19 protein-coding genes and 5 tRNA genes are annotated in these 24,512 nt (G+C 65.8%); 21 read left to right on the forward strand and 3 right to left on the reverse strand.

Annotated elements, in window-relative coordinates; all coding sequences use genetic code 11:
• Positions 1–101 precede the first annotated feature (101 nt).
• From FG323_RS16740 to hemA, 3 genes are read right to left on the reverse strand one after another with little or no spacing between them, the layout of a single operon-like run.
• Positions 102–554, reverse strand: coding sequence for a GNAT family N-acetyltransferase (locus FG323_RS16740; protein WP_141455858.1), 453 nt, complete (start codon positions 552–554; stop codon positions 102–104).
• Positions 551–1,636, reverse strand: a complete 1,086-nt coding sequence (gene prfA / locus FG323_RS16745; RefSeq protein ID WP_141455859.1) for a peptide chain release factor 1 — start codon at positions 1,634–1,636, stop codon at positions 551–553. The genes FG323_RS16740 and prfA overlap by 4 nt, the downstream gene beginning before the upstream one ends.
• On the reverse strand, positions 1,614–2,894 hold the full coding sequence (gene hemA / locus FG323_RS16750; RefSeq protein WP_141455860.1) for a glutamyl-tRNA reductase: 1,281 nt from the start codon (positions 2,892–2,894) through the stop codon (positions 1,614–1,616). The genes prfA and hemA overlap by 23 nt, the downstream gene beginning before the upstream one ends.
• 67 nt (positions 2,895–2,961) lie before the next feature.
• Here hemA and FG323_RS16755 point away from each other — a divergent pair, with 67 nt between their 5' ends.
• The 21 genes from FG323_RS16755 (at position 2,962) to rpoC (ending at position 24,287) form a co-directional block, all read left to right on the forward strand.
• Positions 2,962–4,629 (forward strand): tetratricopeptide repeat protein, encoded by a 1,668-nt coding sequence (locus tag FG323_RS16755; protein ID WP_141455861.1) that lies wholly within the window; start codon positions 2,962–2,964, stop codon positions 4,627–4,629.
• On the forward strand, positions 4,626–5,267 hold the full coding sequence (gene lolB, locus FG323_RS16760; protein ID WP_141455862.1) for a lipoprotein insertase outer membrane protein LolB: 642 nt from the start codon (positions 4,626–4,628) through the stop codon (positions 5,265–5,267). The genes FG323_RS16755 and lolB overlap by 4 nt, the downstream gene beginning before the upstream one ends.
• A complete protein-coding gene (ispE, locus tag FG323_RS16765; protein ID WP_255470218.1) occupies positions 5,264–6,133 on the forward strand; it encodes a 4-(cytidine 5'-diphospho)-2-C-methyl-D-erythritol kinase in 870 nt (289 codons plus the stop codon). Before lolB ends, ispE begins: the two co-directional genes overlap by 4 nt.
• 5 nt (positions 6,134–6,138) lie before the next feature.
• A tRNA-Gln gene (locus tag FG323_RS16770) sits at positions 6,139–6,214 on the forward strand.
• An 81-nt stretch (positions 6,215–6,295) separates the two neighbouring features.
• Entirely contained in the window at positions 6,296–7,255 is a 960-nt protein-coding gene (locus tag FG323_RS16775) for a ribose-phosphate diphosphokinase (protein WP_141455864.1), read from the forward strand.
• A 150-nt stretch (positions 7,256–7,405) separates the two neighbouring features.
• Complete coding sequence (locus FG323_RS16780) at positions 7,406–8,035, forward strand: 50S ribosomal protein L25/general stress protein Ctc (RefSeq protein ID WP_141455865.1); 630 nt, start codon at positions 7,406–7,408, stop codon at positions 8,033–8,035.
• A gap of 53 nt (positions 8,036–8,088) precedes the next feature.
• Entirely contained in the window at positions 8,089–8,670 is a 582-nt protein-coding gene (gene pth / locus FG323_RS16785) for an aminoacyl-tRNA hydrolase (RefSeq protein WP_141455866.1), read from the forward strand.
• A gap of 81 nt (positions 8,671–8,751) precedes the next feature.
• Positions 8,752–9,843, forward strand: a complete 1,092-nt coding sequence (ychF, locus tag FG323_RS16790) for a redox-regulated ATPase YchF (RefSeq protein WP_141455867.1) — start codon at positions 8,752–8,754, stop codon at positions 9,841–9,843.
• Between the two features lie 110 nt (positions 9,844–9,953).
• Positions 9,954–10,039 (forward strand) — tRNA-Tyr (locus tag FG323_RS16795).
• Between the two features lie 37 nt (positions 10,040–10,076).
• A tRNA-Gly gene (locus FG323_RS16800) sits at positions 10,077–10,150 on the forward strand.
• A 52-nt stretch (positions 10,151–10,202) separates the two neighbouring features.
• Positions 10,203–10,278, forward strand: a tRNA-Thr gene (locus FG323_RS16805).
• A gap of 45 nt (positions 10,279–10,323) precedes the next feature.
• Entirely contained in the window at positions 10,324–11,514 is a 1,191-nt protein-coding gene (gene tuf, locus FG323_RS16810; protein ID WP_141455868.1) for an elongation factor Tu, read from the forward strand.
• A 98-nt stretch (positions 11,515–11,612) separates the two neighbouring features.
• Positions 11,613–11,688 (forward strand) — tRNA-Trp (locus FG323_RS16815).
• A 70-nt stretch (positions 11,689–11,758) separates the two neighbouring features.
• On the forward strand, positions 11,759–12,148 hold the full coding sequence (gene secE / locus FG323_RS16820; RefSeq protein WP_141455869.1) for a preprotein translocase subunit SecE: 390 nt from the start codon (positions 11,759–11,761) through the stop codon (positions 12,146–12,148).
• Positions 12,149–12,161: 13 nt separating this feature from the next.
• Entirely contained in the window at positions 12,162–12,719 is a 558-nt protein-coding gene (gene nusG / locus FG323_RS16825) for a transcription termination/antitermination protein NusG (RefSeq protein ID WP_141455870.1), read from the forward strand.
• A 195-nt stretch (positions 12,720–12,914) separates the two neighbouring features.
• Complete coding sequence (gene rplK / locus FG323_RS16830; RefSeq protein ID WP_141455871.1) at positions 12,915–13,343, forward strand: 50S ribosomal protein L11; 429 nt, start codon at positions 12,915–12,917, stop codon at positions 13,341–13,343.
• A 3-nt stretch (positions 13,344–13,346) separates the two neighbouring features.
• On the forward strand, positions 13,347–14,045 hold the full coding sequence (gene rplA, locus FG323_RS16835; protein ID WP_141455872.1) for a 50S ribosomal protein L1: 699 nt from the start codon (positions 13,347–13,349) through the stop codon (positions 14,043–14,045).
• 462 nt (positions 14,046–14,507) lie between these two features.
• Positions 14,508–15,032, forward strand: a complete 525-nt coding sequence (gene rplJ / locus FG323_RS16840; protein ID WP_141455873.1) for a 50S ribosomal protein L10 — start codon at positions 14,508–14,510, stop codon at positions 15,030–15,032.
• 61 nt (positions 15,033–15,093) lie between these two features.
• On the forward strand, positions 15,094–15,465 hold the full coding sequence (gene rplL, locus FG323_RS16845; RefSeq protein ID WP_141455874.1) for a 50S ribosomal protein L7/L12: 372 nt from the start codon (positions 15,094–15,096) through the stop codon (positions 15,463–15,465).
• 313 nt (positions 15,466–15,778) lie between these two features.
• Positions 15,779–19,930, forward strand: a complete 4,152-nt coding sequence (gene rpoB, locus FG323_RS16850) for a DNA-directed RNA polymerase subunit beta (RefSeq protein WP_141455875.1) — start codon at positions 15,779–15,781, stop codon at positions 19,928–19,930.
• A 130-nt stretch (positions 19,931–20,060) separates the two neighbouring features.
• On the forward strand, positions 20,061–24,287 hold the full coding sequence (rpoC, locus tag FG323_RS16855; RefSeq protein WP_141455876.1) for a DNA-directed RNA polymerase subunit beta': 4,227 nt from the start codon (positions 20,061–20,063) through the stop codon (positions 24,285–24,287).
• Positions 24,288–24,512 lie beyond the last annotated feature (225 nt).

Below are 24,512 nucleotides of genomic sequence, written 5' to 3' on the forward strand. Positions count from 1 at the left end.
CCGGCAGCGTAAGGGCTGGCCGGCTGGCCTTTCAATGGTGCCCGTTCACGACCGCCGCGCGTCCCTCGCCATCGCAGGGGTATCCGTGCCGCAAAATGGCTTCAGGCATCCAGCGGAAGCCGGAATCGCAGGGTGCCGTCATACGGCTCCCAGCCCAGGTGCCGATACAGTGCCTGGGCGGTACGGTTGTCGTGATCGGTTTCCAGTTCCAGGCGCGCGGCACCCGAATCCCGGCCAAACGCCGCCGCGGCGTCCAGCAATGTCCGCGCCACGCCCTGGCGGCGGGCCTCGCGAACGACATACAGGTCGTTGAGCACCCAGATGCGTACCGCGCGCACGGAGGAGAACGAAGGAAACAACTGGGTGAACCCCAGCAGGCGGCCGTCGTCCTCGGCGACGAAGATCACCGACTCCTCGCGCGCCAGCCGCTCGTGGATGAACGTCGACGCCAGCGTGGCGCCCGGGGCCTGCTCGTAGAACTGCCGGTACAGATCGAACAGTGGCGCGATCGCGCCCGCGTCGGCCAGGGTCGCGCGTCGTACCGTGATGCTCATGCCGCCTCCGTCAGTCGGGCCAGTTCGTCGGCCTGGTATTCGCGGGTCAGGCGATCCACCAGCGGATCCAGATCGCCTTCCATGATGTTGGGCAGATCGTACAGGGTCAGGCCCTCGACCCGGTGATCGGTGATCCGGCCCTGCGGGAAGTTGTAGGTGCGGATGCGCTGGCTGCGGTCACCGCTGCCGACCTGCAACCGCCGCGAGGCGGCCTGGGCGGCCTGCTGCTTGCTGCGCTCGGCGTCGAGCAGTTGCGCCTTCAGCCGCTTCATCGCCTTGTCCCGGTTGGCGTGCTGGCTGCGCTCGGTCTGGCACTCGACCACCACACCGGTGGGGACGTGGGTGATGCGGATGGCCGATTCGGTCTTGTTGACGTGCTGGCCACCGGCGCCGGAGGAGCGGAAGGTGTCGATCCTCAAATCCGCTGGATTGATGGTGACATCCTCGACCTCGTCCACGTCGGGGATGATCGCCACCGTCGCCGCCGAGGTATGGATGCGGCCCTGTGATTCGGTTTCGGGCACGCGTTGCACGCGGTGGGTGCCGGACTCGAACTTGAGTCGCGAGAACGCGCCACGCCCGCTGACCTTGGCCACGATTTCCTTGTAGCCGCCATGCTCGCCGGGATTGTCGGACTCGATCTCCACCCGCCAGCCCTGGCGTTCGGCATAGCGTGCATACATGCGGAACAGGTCGCCGGCGAAGATGGCCGCCTCGTCGCCGCCGGTGCCGGCGCGCACTTCCAGGAACAGGTTGCCGTCGTCGCGGTTGTCGCGCGGCACCAGCAGCAGCGACAGTTCGTCTTCCAGTTCGGCCAGGCGCGCGCGCGCGGTGGCGATTTCCTCTTCCGCCAGTTCGGCCAGGTCCGGATCCCCGCGCATCGCCTCGGCCGAGGCCAGGTCGCGCTTGGCCTTGGCTTCCTCCGCCAGCGCCAGCGCCACTGGTTCCAGTTGCGCGAACTCGCGCGAATAGTTGCGGAAACGGTCGTTGTCGCCGGCCACGCCGGGGTCGGCCAGCAGGCGTTCCAGTTCTTCGCGGCGTTCGGCCAGCACTTCGAGTTTACGGCGCAGCGTCGGCGTCATCGGGCTTCTTGGAATGGGAGTAGGGCGCCTTTTCCGGGAACAGGCGATCGGCCGCGCGCGCCAGTTCGGCATCGCCGGTCAGCGCGGCCTCGCGCAGCGCGGCGGTCGGCGGATGCAGCAGCCGGTTGGTCAGCGAGTGGGCCAGGAATTCCAGCACCGCTTCCGGATCGCGGCCGTTGGACAGCTGCTGGCGGGCCTTGGCCAAGACGTCGTCGCGTGCCTGTTCGCCATGCGCGCGCAGGCGCTTGAGCGGCTCCTGGCGGCTGCTGGCGTGCAGGGTTTCGACGAAGCGGGCGACCTGCAGTTCGATGATCGCCTCGGCGGCGTCGGCGGCCTCGCGGCGGCTGCGGCGGTTGTCCTCGACCGCGCGTTCCAGATCGTCGACCGTGTACAGGTAGGCGTCGTTGAGGTCGGCCACATCGGCGGCGATATCGCGCGGGACCGCCAGATCGAACAGCAGCATCGGCTTGTGCCGGCGGCGCGCCAGCGCCTGCTCGACGTGCGCGCGCAGCAGGATCGGTTCGCGCGCGGCGGTCGCTGAAAACACCACGTCGGCCTCCGCCAGGTGGCGTTCCAGCTCGCCCAGCGGCAGCGCGTAACCGCCGTGCCGGCTGGCCAGCTCCTGCGCGTGGGCAAGCGTGCGGTTGGCGATCAGCAGCCGCCGCACCCGGCCTTCACTGAGATGCTTGGCGGCGAGTTCGATGGTTTCGCCGGCGCCGACCAGCAGCACGGTCGAATCGCTGAGGCGGGCAAAGGAATCCTGCGCCAGGCGCACCGCGGTGGACGCCACCGACACCGGATTGGCGCCCACGCGTGTATCGGTGCGGGCGCGCTTGGCGACGGCGAAGGTCTGCTGGAACAGCCGGTCCAGGCGACTGCCCAGCGCGCCGTGCTCGCGCGCGTTGGCCCAGGCGTCCTTCACCTGGCCGAGAATCTGCGGTTCCCCCAGCACCATCGAGTCCAGTCCGGTCGCGACCCGGAACAGGTGGCGCACGGCGTCGGCGTCGCGATGGCGGTACAGATAGGCCTCCAGCCCGTCGGCGTGGGTGGCCAGCCAGTTCGCCAGCACCTGCCCATCGTCGGCCACCGCGTACAGTTCGGTGCGGTTGCAGGTCGACAGCAGCGCGGCTTCCTCGACCTGCGGCAGGGCGCGCAACGCGGACAGCGCCGACGGCAACGCGCCGGCGTCGAACGCCACGCGTTCGCGCAGTTCGACCGGCGCGGTCTGGTGATTCAGTCCGAGGACCCACAACGTCATCGTTCAGGTGCTTGCGCTAAGCTGCTGGCTGGTAAGTGGCCGCTATTTTACGGCCCACGTGAGTCTCATGCCCGCAATATTGCGTCTCAGCCTGGTGCTTTCCTTGCTGTTGGCCCTGTCCGGCCCCGCGTTGGCCTCGCGCAAGGCGGCGCCGGCGCGGGACGATGCCCTCACCACGGTGATGGCGGGCGAGTTCGCGCTCCAGGCCGGGCAGCTGTCGGAAGCCTCCCGCTGGTACCTGGAAGCGGCCCGCGCCACCGAGGATGCCGGGCTGGCCGAGCGTGCCACCCGCATCGCCCTGCTTTCCAACGACGACGCCGGCGCCACCGAGGCGCTCAAGCTGTGGCGCGCCCGCGCGCCGAAGTCGCTGGCCATGCGCGGCGCCGAAGCCACCCTGGCGCTGCGCCGGGGCGACGCCCGTGCCGCCCGCCGGGAACTGGGCACGCTGATGGCCTCGCCCGACGAGATGGGCTGGCGCTACGCGCTGACCGCGCTGGGCAGCGGCGGCAAGGATCCGGAGCTGCCGGCGAAACTGCTGGGCGAACTGGTCGACGGCAACACCATTCCCGCCCAGTTGCAGGCCTGGTTGGCGTTCGCTGGATTGGCCCAGCAGCTGGAGCAGCCGGAACTGTCGCGCCGGATCGTCGGCAGCGTGGTGGACCGCTTCCCGCAGGAGCCGCGCGTGGTGCTGCTGCACGCGGCCCAGCTGCGGCGTTCCGGCGACGAGGCCGAGGCGCGCAAGGTGTTGGGCGGACTGGGCCCGGACATACTGGAAAAGCCCGAACTCCGTTTGGCGGTGGCGGCCGAGTACGAGGCGCTGGGAGATTCCGCGGCCGCCGCGGCGACCCTGGCGAAAGGGCCGCAGGACGACCAGAGCTACGCGCTGCGGGCCTCGCTGCTGGCCAAGGCCGACAACACCACCGCATTGACCGCGCTGTACGACGAACTGCGCCGCGAGGCCAGCGAGCCTGATGGCGGCCGCAGGTTGCTGCTGGGGCAGATGGCCGAGTTCCTCAAGCGGCCGCAGGAAGCGCTGGACTGGTACCGCAGCGTGCCGGCCGGCAGCGCCCGCTCGGAGGCGCGCCTGCGCGCCGCCAACACCCTCTACGAACTGGACAGCAAGGCCCAGGCCTTCCAGGAACTGCGCACCCTGCAGGGTGATGCCTCGGCCGACGACGATGCCCGCCGCAACGCCTACCTGCTGGAAGCCGAACTGCGCCAGAAAAACGGTGACGACGCCGGCGAACTGGACGTGTTCGCGCGCGGCCTGGCGGCCTATCCGGACGACATCGAGATCCTCTATGCGCGTGGCCTGGCGTGGGAACGGCGCGATCGCGTCGATCGCGCGGAGGCCGATTTCCGCAAGATCCTGGTCATCGATCCGGAGAACACCGCCACCCTCAACGCGCTCGGCTACACCCTGGCCGATCGCACCCAGCGCTACCAGGAAGCGCTGGAGCTGATCGATCGCGCGCGGGTGGCCGAACCCGAGAACGCCGCCATCATCGACAGCTACGGCTGGGTGCTGTACCGGCTGGGACGGTTGCCGGAGGCGCTGGTGCAATTGCGCCGTGCCTTCACCCTGCAGAAGGATCCCGAGATCGCCGCGCACGTCGGCGAAGTGCTGTGGGTGATGGGGCAGAAGGACGAGGCGCGCAAGTATTTCGACGAGGCGCGCAAGCTCGACCCTGAAAACCGCTCGCTGCAGCGGGCGCTGGAGAAGACCGGAGCATGAAGTGGAACTGGCGTGGACCGCTGCTGGCGGCCTGTGTGTTGATGCTGGCCGCCTGCGCCAGCGGCGGTGGCCGCAAATCTACGCCGCCGCCACTGGAAGATCCCGAGGACGTGGCCGCCGCGCAGGCGCGCCAGGCCACCCGTGAAGCGTGGTTGCGCGGGCAACCGGAATGGGGATTCGAGGCGCGGGTGGCGGTCAGCCAGGCCGGCAAGGGCGGCAGCGGCCGGCTCGACTGGCGCCAGCAGGGCACGCAGTACACCGCTTCGTTGAGCGCCCCGGTCACCCGCCAGAGCTGGCGCCTCAGCGCCGGCGCCGACGGCGCGCGGCTGGAAGGGCTGGAAGGTGGCCCCCGCCAGGGCGAAGACGCCGATCTGCTGCTGCGCGAAGCCACCGGCTGGGACATTCCGGTGCAGACCCTCTCGGAATGGGCGCGCGGCCTGAGCGGGCAGGGCAGCCCGGAGTTCGGTCCCGAGGGCCAACTGCAGACGTTGCGCCAGGCCGGCTGGACCATCCGCTACACCGAATGGCTGCCGGCCGCCGGCGCCCAGCCCGCGATGCCCCGGCGCATCGAGGCCGAGCGCGGCCAGGCCCGGGTCCGCCTGGTCGTGGATCGCTGGGATCTCGGGGCCGCGCCGTGACGGCACTCTCTCCGGAGGATGGCTGGTCGGCCTGGCCCGCACCGGCCAAGCTGAACCTGTTCCTCCACATCACCGGCCGCCGGCCGGACGGCTATCACCTGCTGCAGTCGGTGTTCCGGATCCTGGACTGGGGCGACACCGTGCACCTGCGGGTGCGGCCGGATGGCGCGATCCGCCGGGTGGGAGCTTCCGTCCCCGGCGTGGCCGAGGCCGATGATTTGCTGGTGCGCGCGGCCAATCTGCTAAAAGAAGATGCCAACTGCGCGCAAGGAGCGGACATCTCCGTCGAAAAGCGCATCCCGGCCGGTGGCGGCTTCGGCGGTGGCTCATCCGATGCGGCCACCGTGCTGGTGGTACTCAACCGGCTCTGGGGCACCGGCCTGCCGGTGGACCGGCTGGCGGCGCTGGGCCTGCGGCTGGGCGCGGACGTGCCGGTATTCGTCCGCGGGCACAACGCCTGGGCCGAGGGCGTTGGCGAACAGCTCACGCCCATCGCCCTGCCTCCGGCCTGGTACGTGCTGGTCGACCCCGGCGTCCACGTGCCCACCGCGGCACTTTTCCAGGCCCCTGATTTGACGCGAAACGCGCCACCCGCGAAAATGTCGGACTTCGTTTCGGGACACCTGCTCGGCAATGCGTTCGAGCCGGTACTGCGCCGCCGGGAACCTGCCATCGAGGCGGTGTTCCAGGCTCTGGCGCGTATCGGCACGCCGCGGCTGACCGGATCCGGCAGCGGTTGTTTCGTCGAGTTCGCCCAGCGGACCCAGGCGGAAGCGGCGCTGGCGGAACTGTCCGGCCTGCGGGCCTGGCTGGTGCCGGGCGCGGCGCGGTCGCCGCTGCAGGATGCGCTCGAATCGGAAACCTAACGCCTAGGGGCGTCGCCAAGTGGTTAAGGCACCGGGTTTTGATCCCGGCATTCGTAGGTTCGAATCCTTCCGCCCCTGCCAATCCGCGGTTTTCCTGCAGCGCCCGCGAGGGACTGCGCCGCGACTTCCCGCCGCCGCCAGAAGCCACGCCGAGAGAGAAAAATGCAAGACGACCGCAACCTGCTTGTCTTCTCCGGCAACGCCAACAAACCGCTGGCCGACAGCATCTGCCGCGAACTGGGCGTGCGTCCGGGCAAGGCGCTGGTGTCGCGCTTCTCCGACGGTGAAGTGCAGGTGGAAATCGAGGAGAACGTCCGCCGCCAGGAAGTGTTCGTGGTCCAGCCCACCTGCGCCCCGGCCGCGGAAAACCTGATGGAACTGCTGGTGCTGATCGACGCGCTCAAGCGCGCATCGGCCGCCAGCGTCACCGCGGTGGTGCCGTACTTCGGCTACTCGCGCCAGGATCGCCGCCTGCGTTCCTCGCGCGTGCCGATCACGGCCAAGGTGGCGGCCAAGATGTTCAGCGCGGTCGGTACCGATCGGGTGCTGACGGTGGACCTGCATGCCGACCAGATCCAGGGCTTCTTCGATATCCCGGTCGACAACGTGTACGCCTCGCCGCTGCTGCTGGCCGATATCTGGCGCGCCTACGGCACCGACAACCTGATCGTGGTCTCGCCCGACGTGGGCGGCGTGGTGCGCGCGCGCGCCGTCGCCAAGCGCCTGGACGATGCCGACCTGGCCATCATCGACAAGCGCCGTCCGCGCGCCAATGTCGCCACCGTGATGAACATCATCGGTGACGTCGACGGCAAGGACTGCGTGCTGGTGGACGACATCGTCGACACCGCCGGCACCCTGTGCGCCGCCGCCGCCGCGCTGAAGTCGCGCGGTGCCAAGAAGGTGGCTGCGTACTGCACCCACGCCGTGCTCTCGGGCCCGGCGGTGGACAACCTGAACAAGTCGGTGCTGGATGAACTGGTCGTCACCGACACCATCCCGCTTTCGCCGGAAGCGAAGGCGTGCGGCCGGATCCGCCAGCTCAGCGTGGCGGAACTGCTGGCCGAAACCGTTCGCCGCATCGCCTTCGGCGAATCGGTGAGCTCGCTGTACGTGGATTGAGGGCCGGGATTCGTGATTGGGGATTCGGGATTGGCGTTTGCGAATCCCGAATCCCGAATGCCAAATCCCGGCATTCCAACGACTCTCCTGGTCGCGGGGGAGTCTTCAAGATCGCCGCGAGGCGATTCATCAACTAGGTAATTAGCAAACATGGCAAAGACACACGAAATCAAGGTGCAGCGCCGCGAAGACGAGGGTAAGGGTGCGAGCCGCCGCCTGCGTCACGCCGGCAACGTGCCCGCCATCGTCTACGGTGGTGGCGAACTCAAGCCGGTCAGCATCCAGCTGAACCACAACGAAGTCTGGCTGGCCAGCCAGCACGACTGGTTCTACTCCTCGATCCTGGACCTGAGCCTCAACGGCGACATCCAGAAGGTGCTGCTGCGTGACATGCAGCGTCATCCGTACAAGCAGCAGATCATGCACCTGGACTTCCAGCGCGTGAACGAGAACGAGACCCTGCGCACCGCGGTGCCGCTGCACTTCATCAACCAGGACACTTCGCCCGCCGGCAAGTCGGCCGACGTGGTCGTGACCCACGAACTGAACGAAGTCGTGGTCGAGTGCCTGCCGAAGGATCTGCCGGAATTCATCGAGATCGACCTGTCGAACCTGGCCGTGGGCGCCGTCGTGCACCTGTCGGAGATCAAGCTGCCGGCCGGCGTCGAAATCCCGGAACTGAAGCTGGGCAAGGAACACGACGTCGCCGTCGTGATCGCCAAGCACGGCAAGGAAGAAGCCGAGGCTCCGGCCGAAGGCGCCGAGAAGGAAGAGAAGTAATCCTGCGCCACGGTGCGTCCGCGTCAGCGGGCGCACCGGCGTGAGGCACTGTGATGGCAGGTCTTCGTCTCATCGTCGGACTGGGCAATCCCGGTGCCGAGCACGCCAGAACCCGGCACAACGCCGGGTTCCGTTTTGTCGACACCCTGGCCGAGGCACAGGGCGTGCGGTTTGGGCTGGAAAGCAAGCTGTTCGGTGAAACCGCCAAGGTCGTGGTCGCCGGCCAGCCGGTCTGGTTGCTCAAGCCGGCCACCTACATGAACCTGAGCGGCAAGTCGGTGACCGCCGCCCTGCGCTACTGGAAGATCGAGCCGGAAGAGGCGCTGTTGGCCCACGACGAACTGGACCTGGCCCCCGGCGTGGCGCGACTGAAGTTCGATGGCGGCCACGGCGGCCAGAACGGCCTGCGCGACACCCTCCAGTTGCTGGGGCACGGCAAGTTCCACCGTCTGCGCATCGGCATCGGCCATCCCGGCCACAAGGACAGGGTGACCGGCTGGGTCCTGGGCAAACCCGGCAAGGACGACGAAATCCTGATCGGTCGCGCCATCGACGACGCCATCGACGTGCTGCCACTGGCCGTGCAGGGTGATTTCAACGAGGCCATGAAGCGGCTGCACACGGCAAGGGAATAGGGAATGGGGAATGGGGAATCGTAGAAGCGCTTTTGCTTTGACCATTCCCTATTCCCGATTCTCCATTCCCGGATTGAAAACATGGGCATCAAATGCGGCATCGTCGGCCTGCCCAACGTGGGCAAGTCGACCCTGTTCAACGCGCTGACCAAGGCGGGCATCGCCGCGGCCAATTTTCCGTTCTGCACCATCGAGCCGAATGTCGGCGTGGTGCCGGTGCCGGACCCGCGCCTGAACCAGCTGGCGGACATCGTGAAGCCGCAGAAGGTGCTGCCGACCGCGGTCGAGTTCGTCGACATCGCCGGCCTGGTGGCTGGCGCGGCCAGCGGCGAGGGCCTGGGCAACAAGTTCCTGGCCCACATCCGCGAGGTCGATGCGATCACCCATGTGGTGCGCTGCTTCGAGCACGGCGACATCGTCCACGTGTCCGGCAAGGTGGATCCCATCGCCGATATCGAGACCATCGACACCGAACTGGCGCTGGCGGACCTGGATAGCGTCGAAAAAGCACTTAACCGCGCCGAACGCTCCGCTAAAGCCGGTGAAAAGGACGCCATCGCCCGCAAGCCGGTCCTGCAGAAGCTGCATGCCGGCCTGAGCGAGGGCCAGCCCGGCCGCGCGCTGGGTCTGGACGAGGAGGAGCGCGCGCTGGTCCGCGACCTGTTCCTGCTGACCCTCAAGCCGGTCATGTACGTGGCCAACGTGCTGGAGGACGGCTTCGAGAACAATCCGCACCTGGAGGCCGTGCGCGCCCGCGCCGCCACCGAGGGCGCCGAGGTGGTGCCGGTCTCGGCCGCCATCGAGGAAGAGCTGGCCCAGCTGGACGACGCCGATCGCGACACCTTCCTGGCCGACCTCGGCCTGGACGAACCCGGCCTCAACCGGGTGATCCGCGCGGCCTACAAGCTGCTCGGCCTGCAGACCTACTTCACCGCCGGGGTCAAGGAAGTCCGGGCCTGGACGGTCAAGGCCGGGGCCACCGCGCCCCAGGCGGCGGCGGTCATCCATACCGATTTCGAGAAGGGCTTCATCCGCGCCGAGACCATCGCCTTCGACGATTTCATCAAGTACAAGGGCGAGGCGGGCGCGCGCGACGCCGGCCGGCTGCGCCTGGAAGGCAAGGAATACCGGGTGCAGGAAGGCGACGTGCTGCACTTCCGCTTCAATGTCTGATAAAAAAGTTGGCGTTTCGCGTTGACAGCCAGTCTGCTTCAGGCCAAAATCGCTGGCTGTTTCACCCCGGTTTGATTTGGCCCCTCCGGCCGGCTCTTCCGGGTGGCTTTGGAGGGATACCCAAGCGGCCAACGGGGGCAGACTGTAAATCTGCTGGCTTACGCCTTCGGTGGTTCGAATCCACCTCCCTCCACCAAAATTTGAGTTGTTTTGTGTTGTAGTGGTCTCCCGGCGCGGGAGTAGTTCAACGGTAGAACCTCAGCCTTCCAAGCTGATGGTGCGGGTTCGATTCCCGTCTCCCGCTCCACTTGAACGCCCAGCGCGGGACCTGCGGTAACCGAAGCGACAAACAGTTTCACGCTCACGTAGCTCAGTCGGTAGAGCACCTCCTTGGTAAGGAGGAGGTCGATGGTTCGATTCCATTCGTGAGCACCACCTTTCCAACTCCATTTCAACGATCCACCTCGAGAAGAAGCAGCCATGGCAAAGGGTAAATTCGAACGCACCAAGCCGCACGTGAACGTGGGCACCATTGGTCACGTTGACCACGGCAAGACGACGCTGACGGCGGCGCTGACGAAGGTGGGTGCCGAGCGCTTTGGCGGCGAGTTCAAGGCGTACGACGCGATTGACGCGGCGCCGGAAGAGAAGGCCCGCGGCATCACGATTTCGACGGCGCACGTGGAATACGAAAGCCCGACGCGCCACTACGCGCACGTGGACTGCCCGGGACACGCGGACTACGTGAAGAACATGATTACCGGTGCGGCGCAGATGGACGGCGCGATTCTGGTGTGCTCGGCCGCGGACGGCCCGATGCCGCAGACGCGCGAGCACATCCTGCTGTCGCGCCAGGTGGGCGTGCCGTACATCGTGGTGTTCCTGAACAAGGCGGACATGGTGGACGACGCCGAGCTGCTGGAACTGGTGGAAATGGAAGTTCGCGAGCTGCTGACCAAGTACGAGTTCCCGGGCGACGACACCCCCATCATCAAGGGTTCGGCGCGTCTGGCGCTGGAAGGCGACCAGTCGGAGATTGGCGTGCCGGCCATCCTGAAGCTGGTGGAAGCGCTGGACACGTTCATTCCGGAACCGCAGCGTGACGTGGACAAGCCGTTCCTGATGCCGGTGGAAGACGTGTTCTCGATTTCCGGTCGCGGCACGGTGGTGACCGGTCGTATCGAGCGCGGCATCATCAAGGTGGGCGACGAAATCGAAATCGTCGGTATCCGTCCGACCCAGAAGACCACGGTCACGGGCGTGGAAATGTTCCGCAAGCTGCTGGACCAGGGCCAGGCGGGCGACAACGCGGGCCTGCTGCTGCGCGGCACCAAGCGTGACGACGTGGAGCGTGGCCAGGTGCTGGCCAAGCCGGGTTCCATCACCCCGCACACCGAGTTCGAGGCCGAGGTGTACGTGTTGTCGAAGGACGAGGGCGGCCGTCACACGCCGTTCTTCAAGGGTTACCGTCCGCAGTTCTACTTCCGCACCACGGACATCACCGGTGCGGTGACGCTGCCGGAAGGCACCGAGATGGTGATGCCGGGCGACAACATCAAGATGACCGTCCAGCTCATCAACCCGGTGGCGATGGACGAAGGCCTGCGTTTCGCCATTCGCGAAGGCGGTCGTACCGTCGGCGCCGGCGTCGTGGCCAAGATCATCAAGTAAGCTGCTGTTCCGGCGAATCGCTTCGCCGGACCTCGCGAACGGCGGGCCGGAACCTCGGTCCGCCTTCGCCGTCTAAGGGAAACCTTTAGCAAATCGATACGCCAGTAGCTCAATTGGCAGAGCAGCGGTCTCCAAAACCGCAGGTTGGGGGTTCGAGTCCCTCCTGGCGTGCCACACCGGCGGAGTCTTCCGCACAAGGTCGGCAATGCATGGCCGGCCTCCCAGAGCAAAGAGCGACACTGACTTGAACAGCAAGGTCGAACAATCCAAGGGCGGCGCATCCGCCGGCGACATCGCCAAGTACGTGCTGGCCGCTGCCCTGGTGGTCGCCGGTCTGGTGGCCTGGTGGTGGTTCAATGGCCAGTGGGCCACGCCGCTGCGCTCGCTGGCGGTCGCGGCCGGCCTGGTCCTGGGCACCGTCGTGTTCCTGACCACCGGCAAGGGCCGGGATACCCGTGAATTCCTGTCCGAATCGCGGTTCGAGTTGCGCAAGGTGGTCTGGCCGACCCGCCAGGAAGCGACCCGCATGACCTGGGTGGTGGCGATCGTCGTCATCATCCTGAGCCTGCTGCTGGCGGGCTTCGATTTCGCCATCAAGTGGGCGATCGAGTTGTTCCTGGACTACGGCCGCTGAGGAGAATGTCGCAGTGAAGCGTTGGTACGTGGTTCACGCCTATTCGGGCTTCGAGAAGTCGGTTGCACAGGCGCTGCGTGATCGCATCGTCCGCAACGACATGCAGGAAAAGTTCGGCGACGTCCTGGTTCCGACCGAGGAAGTGGTCGAGATGCGCTCCGGCCAGAAGCGCCGTTCCGAGCGCAAGTTCTTCCCGGGCTATGTCCTGGTCCAGATCGAGACCCATGACGAGGCGGGCATCCCGCGCATGGACAACGAGAGCTGGCACCTGGTCAAGGAAACCAGCAAGGTGCTGGGCTTCATCGGCGGCACCGCCGATCGTCCGTTGCCGATCCGCGACGAGGAGGCCGCCGCCATCCTGGATCGCGTTCAGGAAGGCGTGGAAAAGCCCCGTCCCAAGGTGCTGTTCGAGCCGGGCGAAATGGTCCGGGTCATCGATGGCCCGTTCAACGACTTCAACGGCGTGGTCGAGGAAGTCAACTACGAAAAGAGCCGCCTGCGCGTAGCGGTGCTCATTTTCGGCCGCTCCACCCCGGTGGAGCTGGAATTCGGCCAGGTCGAGAAGGCCTGACCCCCTTCCGGCGTGCCTCCGGCACGGCCCGGAAAACCCTGATATACTGCGCGGCTCCCTGTCCAAAGGAGCCGGGCAGGGCACCAGCCGCCGCAAGGCGGCTTCCGTGCGTCTACAACGCGAAGCCGGGACGCGTGATTTTCCCGGTCCGATGGGGAGCCTGACAACAGGCGCTAGCACCCGGAGAGAACTCAAATGGCTAAGAAAGTTGTTGGTTACATCAAGCTGCAGGTGAAGGCCGGCCAGGCCAACCCCTCGCCGCCGGTCGGCCCGGCCCTGGGCCAGCGCGGCCTGAACATCATGGAGTTCTGCAAGGCGTTCAACGCCGCCACGCAGAAGCTGGAGCCGGGTCTGCCGATTCCGGTGGTCATCACCGCCTACTCCGACCGTACGTTCACCTTCATCACCAAGACGCCGCCGGCGACCATCCTGCTGAAGAAGGCCGTGGGCATCCAGTCCGGCTCCAAGCGTCCGAACACCGAAAAGGTGGGCAAGGTGACCCGCAAGCAGCTGGAAGAGATCGCCAAGGCGAAGGAACCCGACCTGACCGCGGCCGATCTGGACGCGGCAGTTCGCACGATCGCGGGTTCGGCCCGCTCCATGGGCCTGACGGTGGAGGGTTAAGAGATGGCACAGACCAAGCGACAGAAGGCCATCCTGGCCGCAGTGACCCCGGGCAAGGCGTATGCCATCGACGAGGCGCTGAAGATCATCAAGTCCGCCACCAAGGCCAAGTTCGTCGAGTCCGTCGACGTCGCGGTGCGCCTGGGCGTGGACGCCAAGAAGTCCGACCAGCAGGTCCGCGGTTCGACCGTGCTGCCGGCCGGTACCGGCAAGTCGGTGCGCGTGGCGGTGTTCGCCCCGGCCGGCGCCAAGGCTGACGAAGCGGCCGCCGCCGGCGCCGAAGCCGTCGGCATGGACGACCTGGCCGAGAAGATGCTGGCCGGCGACATCAACTACGACGTGGTCATCGCCACGCCGGACGCGATGCGCGTGGTCGGCAAGCTGGGCACCGTGCTGGGTCCGCGCGGCCTGATGCCGAACCCGAAGGTCGGCACCGTGTCGCCGAACCCGGCCGAAGCCGTGAAGAACGCCAAGTCGGGTCAGGTGCGCTACCGCACCGACAAGGCCGGCATCATCCACTGCACCATCGGCAAGGCCAGCTTCGAGGACGAAGCGCTGAAGAACAACCTGCAGGCCCTGCTGGCCGATCTGGTCAAGGCCAAGCCGGCCACCGCCAAGGGTCAGTATCTGCAGAAGATCTCGGTCAGCTCGACCATGGGTCCCGGCGTCACCGTCGACCAGTCGTCGCTCAACCTGAAGTGATGAACCGGCCCGCGCGCCAAGCGCGTGGGCTTGCCGGTTCATCATCCCTGCGAAAGCAGGGATCCATTGGAATCTTGAAGATCCCTGGATCCAGCCCACGCAAGGAAACGCAACAAGGCAGCGTCCGCAAGGACGTTGCCGAACATTTGAGGGCAATCGCAACGGAATCCGTTCCCGCGCGATAGCCGTCAAAGACCGCAGGTGCGGTCAGCGCGCATCGACGACGGGCACGGAAGCTCGTGTTGGCAGGGAATCGCCGTCGATGGAAGCGGGATCGCTTAATCCGGACCCGAAAGGGGACGCGCCTGCGCAGATGGTGCCGCCTTCTGGAAATTTCCTGGTGCAGATTCATGCCAGTCAGAAAGGCCACCGCCGGGGCTCGCGCCCCCGGCACCCAGGATGGGTGCCGTCCAGGACCGCAAGCGGCAGGAGCCGCGAGCGGAATCAACAAGTGAGGAGTGTATGGCTCTCAATCTGTCCCAGAAGCAAGAAGTAGTCGCCGAACTGGCAGACGTCGCCGCCAAGGCGCACTCCCTGGTCGCCGCCGAATACGCAGGCATCACGGTCACCCAGATGACCGCGATGCGCAAGAAGGCGCGTGAGACCGGCGTGTTCCTGAAAGTTGTCAAGAACACCCTGGCTTCCCGTGCCGTCGAAGGTACCGAATACGAGTGCGTCAAGGACAAGCTCGTCGGTCCGCTGCTGTATGCGTTTTCGACGGAAGAACCCGGCGCCGCCGGGCGTCTGATCAAGGAATTCGCCAAGGGCAACGACAAGCTGCAGGCCAAGGTGGTCGCGTTGGGTGGTCAGCTGTATCCGGCCAGCCACGTCGAGGTCCTGGCGTCACTGCCGACCCGCGATCAGGCCCTGGCCATGCTGGCCCGCGTCCTGGCCGAACCGGCCTCGATGTTCGCCCGTGCCGTCAAGGCCGTGGGCGACAAGCAGGGTGGCGGCGAAGCCGTCGCCGAAGCTGCGGCCGAAGCCTGAGTTCGACGTCTTAACGGTTCACTGAACCCTTTCCCAAGATAAATTTCCAAAGGTAAACACAATGTCCCTTTCCAACGAACAGATCGTCGACGCCATTGCCGGCAAGACCCTGATGGAAGTGATGGAGCTGGTCAAGGCCATCGAAGAGAAGTTCGGCGTCTCCGCCGCCGCCCCGGTCGTTGCCGCTGCCGGTCCGGCCGCCGCCGCCGCCCCGGCCGAAGAGCAGACCGAATTCACCGTCACCCTGAAGTCCGCCGGCGACAAGAAGGTCGAAGTCATCAAGGCCGTCCGCGCCATCACCGGCCTGGGCCTGAAGGAAGCCAAGGACCTCGCCGAGGCCGGTGGCGTCCTGAAGGAAGCCGCTTCGAAGGAAGACGCCGAGAAGATGAAGAAGGACCTCGAGGCTGTCGGCGCCACCGTCGAAGTGAAGTAAGCAAAATCCGTCGCCACGCAACATCGGCGGCAAACCGAGGCCGGGGGCGCAAGCCCCTGGCCTTCGGTCGTTTCAACGGGAATAGGGAATAGGGAATAGGGAATCGCTGGAGCACGGCCCGAAAGGCCGCTTTTCTGACGATTCTCCATTCCCTATTCCCGATTCCCGCCAAAGCGAGTTTGTAGTTGGAAGCAGCAGCAGAAGGCGTGCTGGTGCCGGCAATACCAGCGGCTTCCAACTGAAAATTCTCCCGTTCGAAAGAATGTTCCCCCGGGGCCGCGGACGCGCGGCCCCCGATGCCAAAGGCACTCCCATGACGACATATTCGTTCACCGAGAAGAAGCGCATCCGCAAGGACTTCGGCAAACAGCGTTCGATCCTCGAAGTCCCCTTCCTGCTGGCCATCCAGGTCGACTCCTACCGCGAATTCCTGCAGGAATTCACCGAGCCGTCCAAGCGCGAGGATCGCGGCCTGCATGCCGCCCTCAAGTCGGTGTTCCCGATTTCCAGCTACAGCGGCAATGCCGCGCTGGAATACGTTGGCTACAAGCTGGGCGAACCCGTGTTCGACGAGCGCGAATGCCGCAACCGTGGCCTGAGCTACGGCGCCCCGCTGCGCGTCACCGTCCGCCTGGTCATCTATGACCGCGAATCGTCGACCAAGGCGATCAAGTACGTGAAGGAGCAAGAGGTCTATCTGGGCGAAATCCCGCTGATGACCGAGAACGGCACCTTCATCGTCAACGGTACCGAGCGCGTCATCGTCTCCCAGCTGCACCGCTCGCCGGGCGTGTTCTTCGATCACGATCGCGGCAAGACCCACAGCTCGGGCAAGCTGCTGTACAGCGCACGCATCATCCCGTATCGCGGCTCCTGGCTGGACTTCGAGTTCGATCCCAAGGACGCGCTGTTCACCCGTATCGACCGTCGCCGCAAGCTGCCGGTGACCATCCTGCTGCGCGCGCTGGGCTACTCCAACGAGGAGATGCTCAACGAGTTCTTCGACATCAACACCTTCCACATCCTGCCCGAAGGCGTGCAGCTGGAACTGGTGTCCGAGCGCCTGCGCGGTGAAACCCTCAACTTCGATCTGGCCGACGGCGACAAGGTCATCGTCGAGGCCGGCAAGCGCATCACCGCGCGCCACGTGAAGCAGCTGGAGCAGTCCGGCATCTCCGCGCTGGCGGTGCCCGACGAGTACCTGGTCGGCCGCATCCTGTCGCACGACGTGATCGACGGCAACACCGGCGAGCTGCTGGCCAATGCCAACGACGAGATCACCGAGGAGCAGCTGGTCAAGTTCCGCAAGGCCGGCGTCGACGCGGTCGGCACCCTGTGGGTGAACGATCTGGATCGCGGTCCGTACCTGTCCAATACCCTGCGCATCGATCCGAGCCGCACCCAGCTGGAAGCGCTGGTCGAAATCTACCGGATGATGCGTCCGGGCGAGCCGCCGACCAAGGACGCCGCGCAGAACCTGTTCCACAACCTGTTCTTCACCTTCGAGCGCTACGACCTGTCCAACGTCGGCCGGATGAAGTTCAACCGCCGTGTCGGCCGCAAGGAAGTCACCGGCGAAGCCGTGCTGTACGACAAGAAGTACTTCGGTTCGCGCACCGACGAAGAGGCCAAGCGCCTGGTCGCCGAGCTGGGCGATAGCTCGGACATCCTGGACGTGATCAAGGTCCTGACCGAGATCCGCAATGGCCGTGGCACCGTCGACGACATCGATCACCTGGGCAACCGCCGCGTGCGTTCGGTCGGCGAAATGGCCGAGAACGTGTTCCGCGTGGGCCTGGTCCGCGTCGAGCGCGCGGTCAAGGAGCGCCTGTCGATGGCCGAATCCGAGGGCCTGACCCCGCAGGAACTGATCAACGCCAAGCCGGTGGCCGCCGCGATCAAGGAGTTCTTCGGCTCCTCGCAGCTGTCGCAGTTCATGGATCAGAACAACCCGCTGTCGGAAGTGACCCACAAGCGCCGCGTCTCGGCGCTGGGCCCGGGCGGCCTGACCCGCGAGCGCGCCGGCTTCGAAGTGCGCGACGTGCACCCGACCCATTATGGCCGCGTCTGCACCATCGAGACTCCGGAAGGCCCGAACATCGGCCTGATCAACTCGCTGGCCGTGTACGCCCGCACCAACAACTACGGCTTCCTGGAAACCCCGTACCGCAAGGTCGTGGACGGCACCATCACCGACGAGATCGAGTACCTGTCGGCGATCGAGGAAAACGAGTACGTCATCGCCCAGGCCAATGCGCTGCATGACGCCAAGGGCCACCTGACCGAACAGTTCGTGCCGTGCCGCTACCAGGGCGAGTCGCTGCTGAAGCCGCCGAGCGAAGTGCATTACATGGACGTCTCGCCGATGCAGACCGTGTCGGTCGCGGCGGCGCTGGTGCCGTTCCTGGAGCACGACGACGCCAACCGCGCGCTGATGGGCGCCAATATGCAGCGCCAGGCCGTGCCGACGCTGCGTGCGCAGAAGCCGCTGGTCGGTACCGGCATCGAGCGCGCCGTGGCGCGTGACTCGGGCGTGACCGTCAATGCGCGCCGCGGTGGCGTGGTCGAACAGATCGACGCCGCCCGCATCGTGGTCAAGGTCAACGAGAGCGAGATTTCCGGCGAGCACGATGCCGGCGTGGATATCTACACGCTGATCAAGTACACCCGCTCCAACCAGAACACCTGCATCAACCAGCGTCCGCTGGTGAACGTGGGTGACGTGGTGGCGCGCGGCGACGTGCTGGCCGACGGCCCCTCGACCGACATCGGCGAACTGGCCCTGGGCCAGAACATGCTGATCGCGTTCATGCCGTGGAACGGCTACAACTTCGAAGACTCCATCCTGCTCTCCGAGCGCGTGGTGGAAGAGGATCGCTACACCACGATCCACATCGAAGAACTGACCTGCGTCGCGCGCGACACCAAGCTGGGTCCGGAGGAAATCTCGGCCGACATCCCGAACGTCTCCGAGCAGGCGCTGAACCGCCTGGACGAGAGCGGCGTGGTGTACATCGGCGCCGAAGTGCGCGCCGGCGACATCATGGTCGGCAAGGTCACGCCGAAGGGCGAAAGCCAGCTGACTCCGGAAGAGAAGCTGCTGCGCGCCATCTTCGGCGAGAAGGCCTCCGACGTTAAGGACAGCTCGCTGCGCGTGCCGCCGGGCATGGACGGCACCGTCATCGACGTGCAGGTCTTCACCCGCGACGGCATCGAGAAGGACAAGCGCGCCCGCCAGATCGAGGAAAGCGAGATCAAGCGCGTCAAGAAGGACTTCGACGACCAGTTCCGCATCCTGGAAAGCGCCATCTATGCCCGCCTGCGTTCGCAGCTGGTCGGCAAGGTCGCCAACGGTGGTCCGGGCCTGAAGAAGGGCGACACCGTCAATGACGCCTACCTGGACGGCCTGAAGAAGGCCGACTGGTTCGCCATCCGCATGAAGGACGACGACGCCTCCGACGCCATCGAACGCGCCCAGAAGCAGATCCAGGCGCACGAGAAGGAGTTCGAGCGCCGCTTCGCCGACAAGCGCGGCAAGATCACCGCCGGCGACGATCTCGCCCCGGGCGTGCTGAAGATGGTCAAGGTCTACCTGGCCGTGAAGCGCCGCATCCAGCCGGGCGACAAGATGGCCGGCCGTCACGGCAACAAGGGCGTGGTGTCGACCATCGTGCCGGTCGAGGACATGCCGTACATGGCCACCGGCGAGACCGTGGATATCGTGCTGAATCCGCTGGGCGTGCCGTCGCGTATGAACATCGGCCAGGTGCTGGAAGTCCACCTGGGCTGGGCCGCCAAGGGACTGGGCCGGAAGATCCAGGCCATGCTGGAAGCGCAGGCCAAGGTCGCGGATCTGCGCAAGTTCCTGGACCAGATCTACAACCACGAAAAGAAGCTGGGCGAAGACCGCGTCGACCTCTCGCAGTTCAGCGACGAGGAGCTGATCAACCTCGCGCGCAACCTGACCGACGGCGTGCCGATGGCCACTCCGGTGTTCGACGGCGCGGCGGAAGCGGAAATCAAGCACATGCTGGAACTGGCTGATCTGCCGATCAGCGGCCAGACCCAGCTGTTCGATGGCCGCACCGGCGAAGCGTTTGATCGCCACACCACGGTCGGCTACATGCACATGCTGAAGCTGAACCACCTGGTGGACGACAAGATGCACGCCCGCTCGACCGGTCCGTACTCGCTGGTCACCCAGCAGCCGCTGGGCGGCAAGGCTCAGTTCGGCGGCCAGCGTTTCGGCGAAATGGAAGTCTGGGCGCTGGAAGCCTACGGCGCGGCGCACACCCTGCAGGAAATGCTGACGGTCAAGTCGGACGACGTGCAGGGCCGCAACCAGATGTACAAGAACATTGTCGACGGCGAACACGAGATGGTCGCGGGCATGCCGGAATCCTTCAACGTGCTGGTGAAGGAAATCCGCTCCCTGGCCATCAACATGGAACTGGAAGACAACTGAGGGTAGGGAATGGGGAATCGGGAATAGGGAATCGTTGCAAAGCGGCATGCCGCTTCCAGCAACGTCACCGACCCGGTTCCTCGCTTCTGACCATTCCCCATTCTCGATTCTCTATTCCCGGAGAAACCAAATGAAAGATTTGCTCAACCTCTTCAACCAGCAGCGCCAGACGCTGGATTTCGACGCGATCAAGATCGCGCTGGCTTCGCCGGACCTGATCCGTTCCTGGTCCTACGGTGAAGTGAAGAAGCCGGAAACGATCAACTACCGTACCTTCAAGCCGGAGCGCGACGGCCTGTTCTGTGCCGCCATCTTCGGCCCGATCAAGGACTATGAATGCCTGTGCGGCAAGTACAAGCGCATGAAGCACCGCGGCGTGGTCTGCGAGAAGTGCGGCACCGAAGTCACCCTGGCCAAGGTGCGCCGCGAGCGCATGGGCCATATCGACCTGGCCTCGCCGGTCGCGCACATCTGGTTCCTCAAGTCGCTGCCCTCGCGCATCGGCCTGATGCTGGACATGACCCTGCGCGACATCGAGCGCGTGCTGTACTTCGAAGCCTACGTGGTCACCGAACCCGGCCTGACCACGCTGGAACGCCGCCAGCTACTCACCGAAGAGCAGTACATGCAGGCGCGCCAGGAGCACGGCGACGACTTCGACGCCGCGATGGGCGCCGAGGCGGTCTATGACCTGCTGCGCACCATCGACCTGCAGGCCGAGATGGTCAACCTGCGCGAGGAAATCGCCAGCACCAACTCCGAGACCAAGCTCAAGCGCCTGACCAAGCGCATCAAGCTGATCGAGGCGTTCCTGGAGTCGGGCAACCGTCCGGAATGGATGGTCATGACCGTGCTGCCGGTGCTGCCGCCGGACCTGCGCCCGCTGGTGCCGCTGGACGGCGGCCGCTTCGCGACTTCCGATCTGAACGACCTGTACCGCCGCGTCATCAACCGCAACAACCGCCTGCGCCGCCTGCTGGAGCTGAACGCCCCGGACATCATCGTGCGCAACGAAAAGCGCATGTTGCAGGAGTCGGTGGACGCCCTGATGGACAACGGCCGTCGCGGCCGCGCCATCACCGGCACCAACAAGCGCCCGCTCAAGTCGCTGGCCGACATGATCAAGGGCAAGCAGGGCCGCTTCCGCCAGAACCTGCTCGGCAAGCGCGTCGACTACTCCGGCCGTTCGGTCATCGTGGTCGGTCCGTACCTCAAGCTGCACCAGTGCGGCCTGCCGAAGAAGATGGCGCTGGAGCTGTTCAAGCCGTTCGTGTTCGCCAAGCTGCAGCGTCGCGGCCTGGCCACCACCATCAAGGCCGCCAAGAAGCTGGTCGAGCGTGAAGAAGCCGAAGTCTGGGACATCCTGGAAGAGGTCATCCGCGAACACCCGGTGCTGCTGAACCGTGCGCCGACCCTGCACCGCCTGGGCATTCAGGCGTTCGAGCCGGTGCTGATCGAAGGCAAGGCGATCCAGCTGCATCCGCTGGTCTGCACCGCGTTCAACGCCGACTTCGACGGTGACCAGATGGCCGTGCACGTCCCGCTGTCGCTGGAAGCGCAGCTGGAAGCCCGCGCGCTGATGATGTCGACCAACAACATCCTGTCGCCCGCCAACGGCGAGCCGATCATCGTGCCGTCGCAGGACGTCGTGCTCGGCCTGTACTACATGACCCGCGCCCTGGAGAACAAGAAGGGTGAAGGCATGGCGTTCGCCAACATCTCCGAGGTCAAGCGCGCCTACGACAACCGCGTGGTCGAGCTGCATGCCAAGGTCAAGGTCCGCATCACCGAGGTGGTGACCGACGAGGACGGCAGCAAGCAGCGCAAGTCGTCGATCGTGGACACCACGATCGGCCGCGCGCTGCTGGCCGACATCCTGCCGGAAGGCCTGCCTTTCGCGCTGGCCAACACCGAGTTGAACAAGAAGGCCATCAGCCGCCTGATCAACTCCAGCTACCGCATGCTGGGCCTGAAGGACACGGTCGTGTTCGCCGACAAGCTGATGTACACCGGCTTCGCCTACGCGACCCGCGCCGGCGTCTCCATCGGCATCGACGACATGCTGATCCCGGCCGAGAAGAAGGGCATCCTGGGCGAAGCCGAGCAGGAAGTGCTGGAAATCCAGGAGCAGTACCAGTCGGGCCTAGTCACCGCCGGCGAGCGCTACAACAAGGTGGTCGACATCTGGTCGCGCACCAACGAGCGCATCGCCAAGGCGATGATGGACACCATCGGTACCGACAAGGTGCAGAACGCCAAGGGCGAGACCATCAACGAAAAGTCGATGAACTCGCTGTACATCATGGCCGACTCCGGCGCGCGTGGTAGCCAGGCGCAGATCCGCCAGTTGGCCGGTATGCGTGGCCTGATGGCGCGTCCGGACGGCTCGATTATCGAGACGCCCATCAAGGCGAACTTCCGCGAAGGCCTGAACGTGCAGGAGTACTTCAACTCCACCCACGGTGCCCGAAAGGGTCTGGCCGATACCGCGTTGAAGACGGCGAACTCGGGTTACCTGACCCGCCGCCTGGTCGACGTGGCGCAGGACGTGGTGATCACCGAAGTGGATTGCGGCACCAGCGAAGGCCTGACCATGACCCCGATCGTGGAAGGCGGCGACGTGGTCGAGCCGTTGCGCGACCGCGTGCTGGGCCGCGTCGTGGCCGAGGACGTGTTCCTGCCGGGCAACGACGAGGATCCGATCGTCACCCGCAACACCCTGCTGGACGAAGCCTGGGTGCAGAAGCTGGAAGACGCCAGCGTGCAGTCCATCAAGGTGCGTTCGACCATCACCTGCGAATCCGAGTTCGGCGTGTGCGCGCACTGCTACGGTCGCGACCTGGCCCGTGGCCACATCGTCAACATCGGTGAAGCGGTCGGCGTCATCGCCGCCCAGTCGATCGGCGAGCCCGGCACCCAGCTGACCATGCGTACGTTCCACATCGGTGGTGCGGCTTCGCGTGCGGCGGCGGTGGACAACATCACCGTCAAGACCACCGGCTCGATCAAGTTCAACAACCTGAAGTACGTCGAGCATGCCAACAGCAGCCTGGTCGCGGTCTCGCGCTCGGGCGAACTGTCGGTGCTGGACGGCCACGGTCGCGAGCGCGAGCGCTACAAGCTGCCCTACGGTGCCACCATCAACGTCAAGGACGGCGACCAGATCACCGCCGGCCAGGCCGTGGCGAACTGGGATCCGCACAACCACCCGATCGTCTCGGAAGTGGCCGGTTTCGTCCGCTTCGTGGACTTCGTCGATGGCGTCACCGTCATCGAGAAGACCGACGAGCTGACCGGCCTGGCCTCGCGCGAGATCACCGATCCGAAGCGTCGCGGTTCGCAGGGCAAGGATCTGCGCCCGATCGTCCGCATCGTCGACAAGGACGGCAAGGATCTGAACATCCCCGGTACCGACCTGCCGGCGCAGTACCTGCTGCCGCCGCGTTCGATCGTCAACCTGCAGGACGGCGCCCCGGTGGGTGTGGGCGACGTGGTCGCCAAGATCCCGCAGGAAGCCTCGAAGACCCGCGACATCACGGGCGGTCTGCCGCGCGTGGCCGATCTGTTCGAAGCGCGCAAGCCGAAGGATCCCGCGATCCTCGCCGAGCGCTCCGGCGTGATCAGCTTCGGCAAGGACACCAAGGGCAAGCAGCGCCTGATCATCAAGGACACCGATGGTTCGGAACACGAGGAGCTGATTCCGAAGTTCCGCCAGATCATCGTGTTCGAAGGCGAGCACGTGACCAAGGGCGAAACCATCGTGGACGGCGAGCCGAGCCCGCAGGACATCCTGCGCCTGCTGGGCGTGGAACCGCTGGCAGCCTATCTGGTGAAGGAAATCCAGGACGTGTACCGCCTGCAGGGCGTGAAGATCAACGACAAGCACATCGAGGTGATCACCCGCCAGATGCTGCGCAAGGTCGAGATCACCGACACCGGCAACAGCAAGTTCCTGTCCGGTGAGCAGGTCGAGAAGCAGCGCCTGATCGAGGAGAACGTCAAGCTGGCCGCCCGCAACGAACTGCCGGCCAAGTACGACCCGGTCCTGCTGGGCATCACCAAGGCCTCGCTGGCGACCGAGTCGTTCATCTCGGCGGCTTCGTTCCAGGAGACCACCCGCGTGCTGACCGAGGCGGCCGTCCGCGGTACCCGCGACAGCCTGCGCGGCCTGAAGGAAAACGTGATCGTCGGCCGCCTGATCCCGGCCGGTACCGGCCTGGCCTACCACAACCAGCGTCGCCGCAACGCCTCCGGTCTGACCGAGGCGGAAGTGGATGCGCTGGCCGGCAGCCCGGCCGAAGCTTCGATCCCGGCCCCCGCGGCCGAGGAAGCCGGCGAGGAGTCCAGCGCCAGCTAAAAACGGCAAGATGGCGGCCTCAGGGCCGCCCCAGACCACGAAATGAGGGGCAGGGAGCCCCTCGTTTTCGGCCCAGGAAGGGCGGGATCGCAAACCTGTAGAGGCCCCCGGCATACACCGCATTGACGGTGTCGCCGGGTGCCAGCTATACTTTTCCGTCTCGGTGGGCCGGTTCGCGGCCTGCCGTCGTTTTCACGCAACAAGGCTCCGGCCTTCACCCAAAGA

The sequence above is a fragment of the Pseudoxanthomonas sp. z9 genome (genome assembly GCF_006542425.1).
In the GTDB taxonomy this organism is placed as follows: domain Bacteria; phylum Pseudomonadota; class Gammaproteobacteria; order Xanthomonadales; family Xanthomonadaceae; genus Pseudoxanthomonas_A.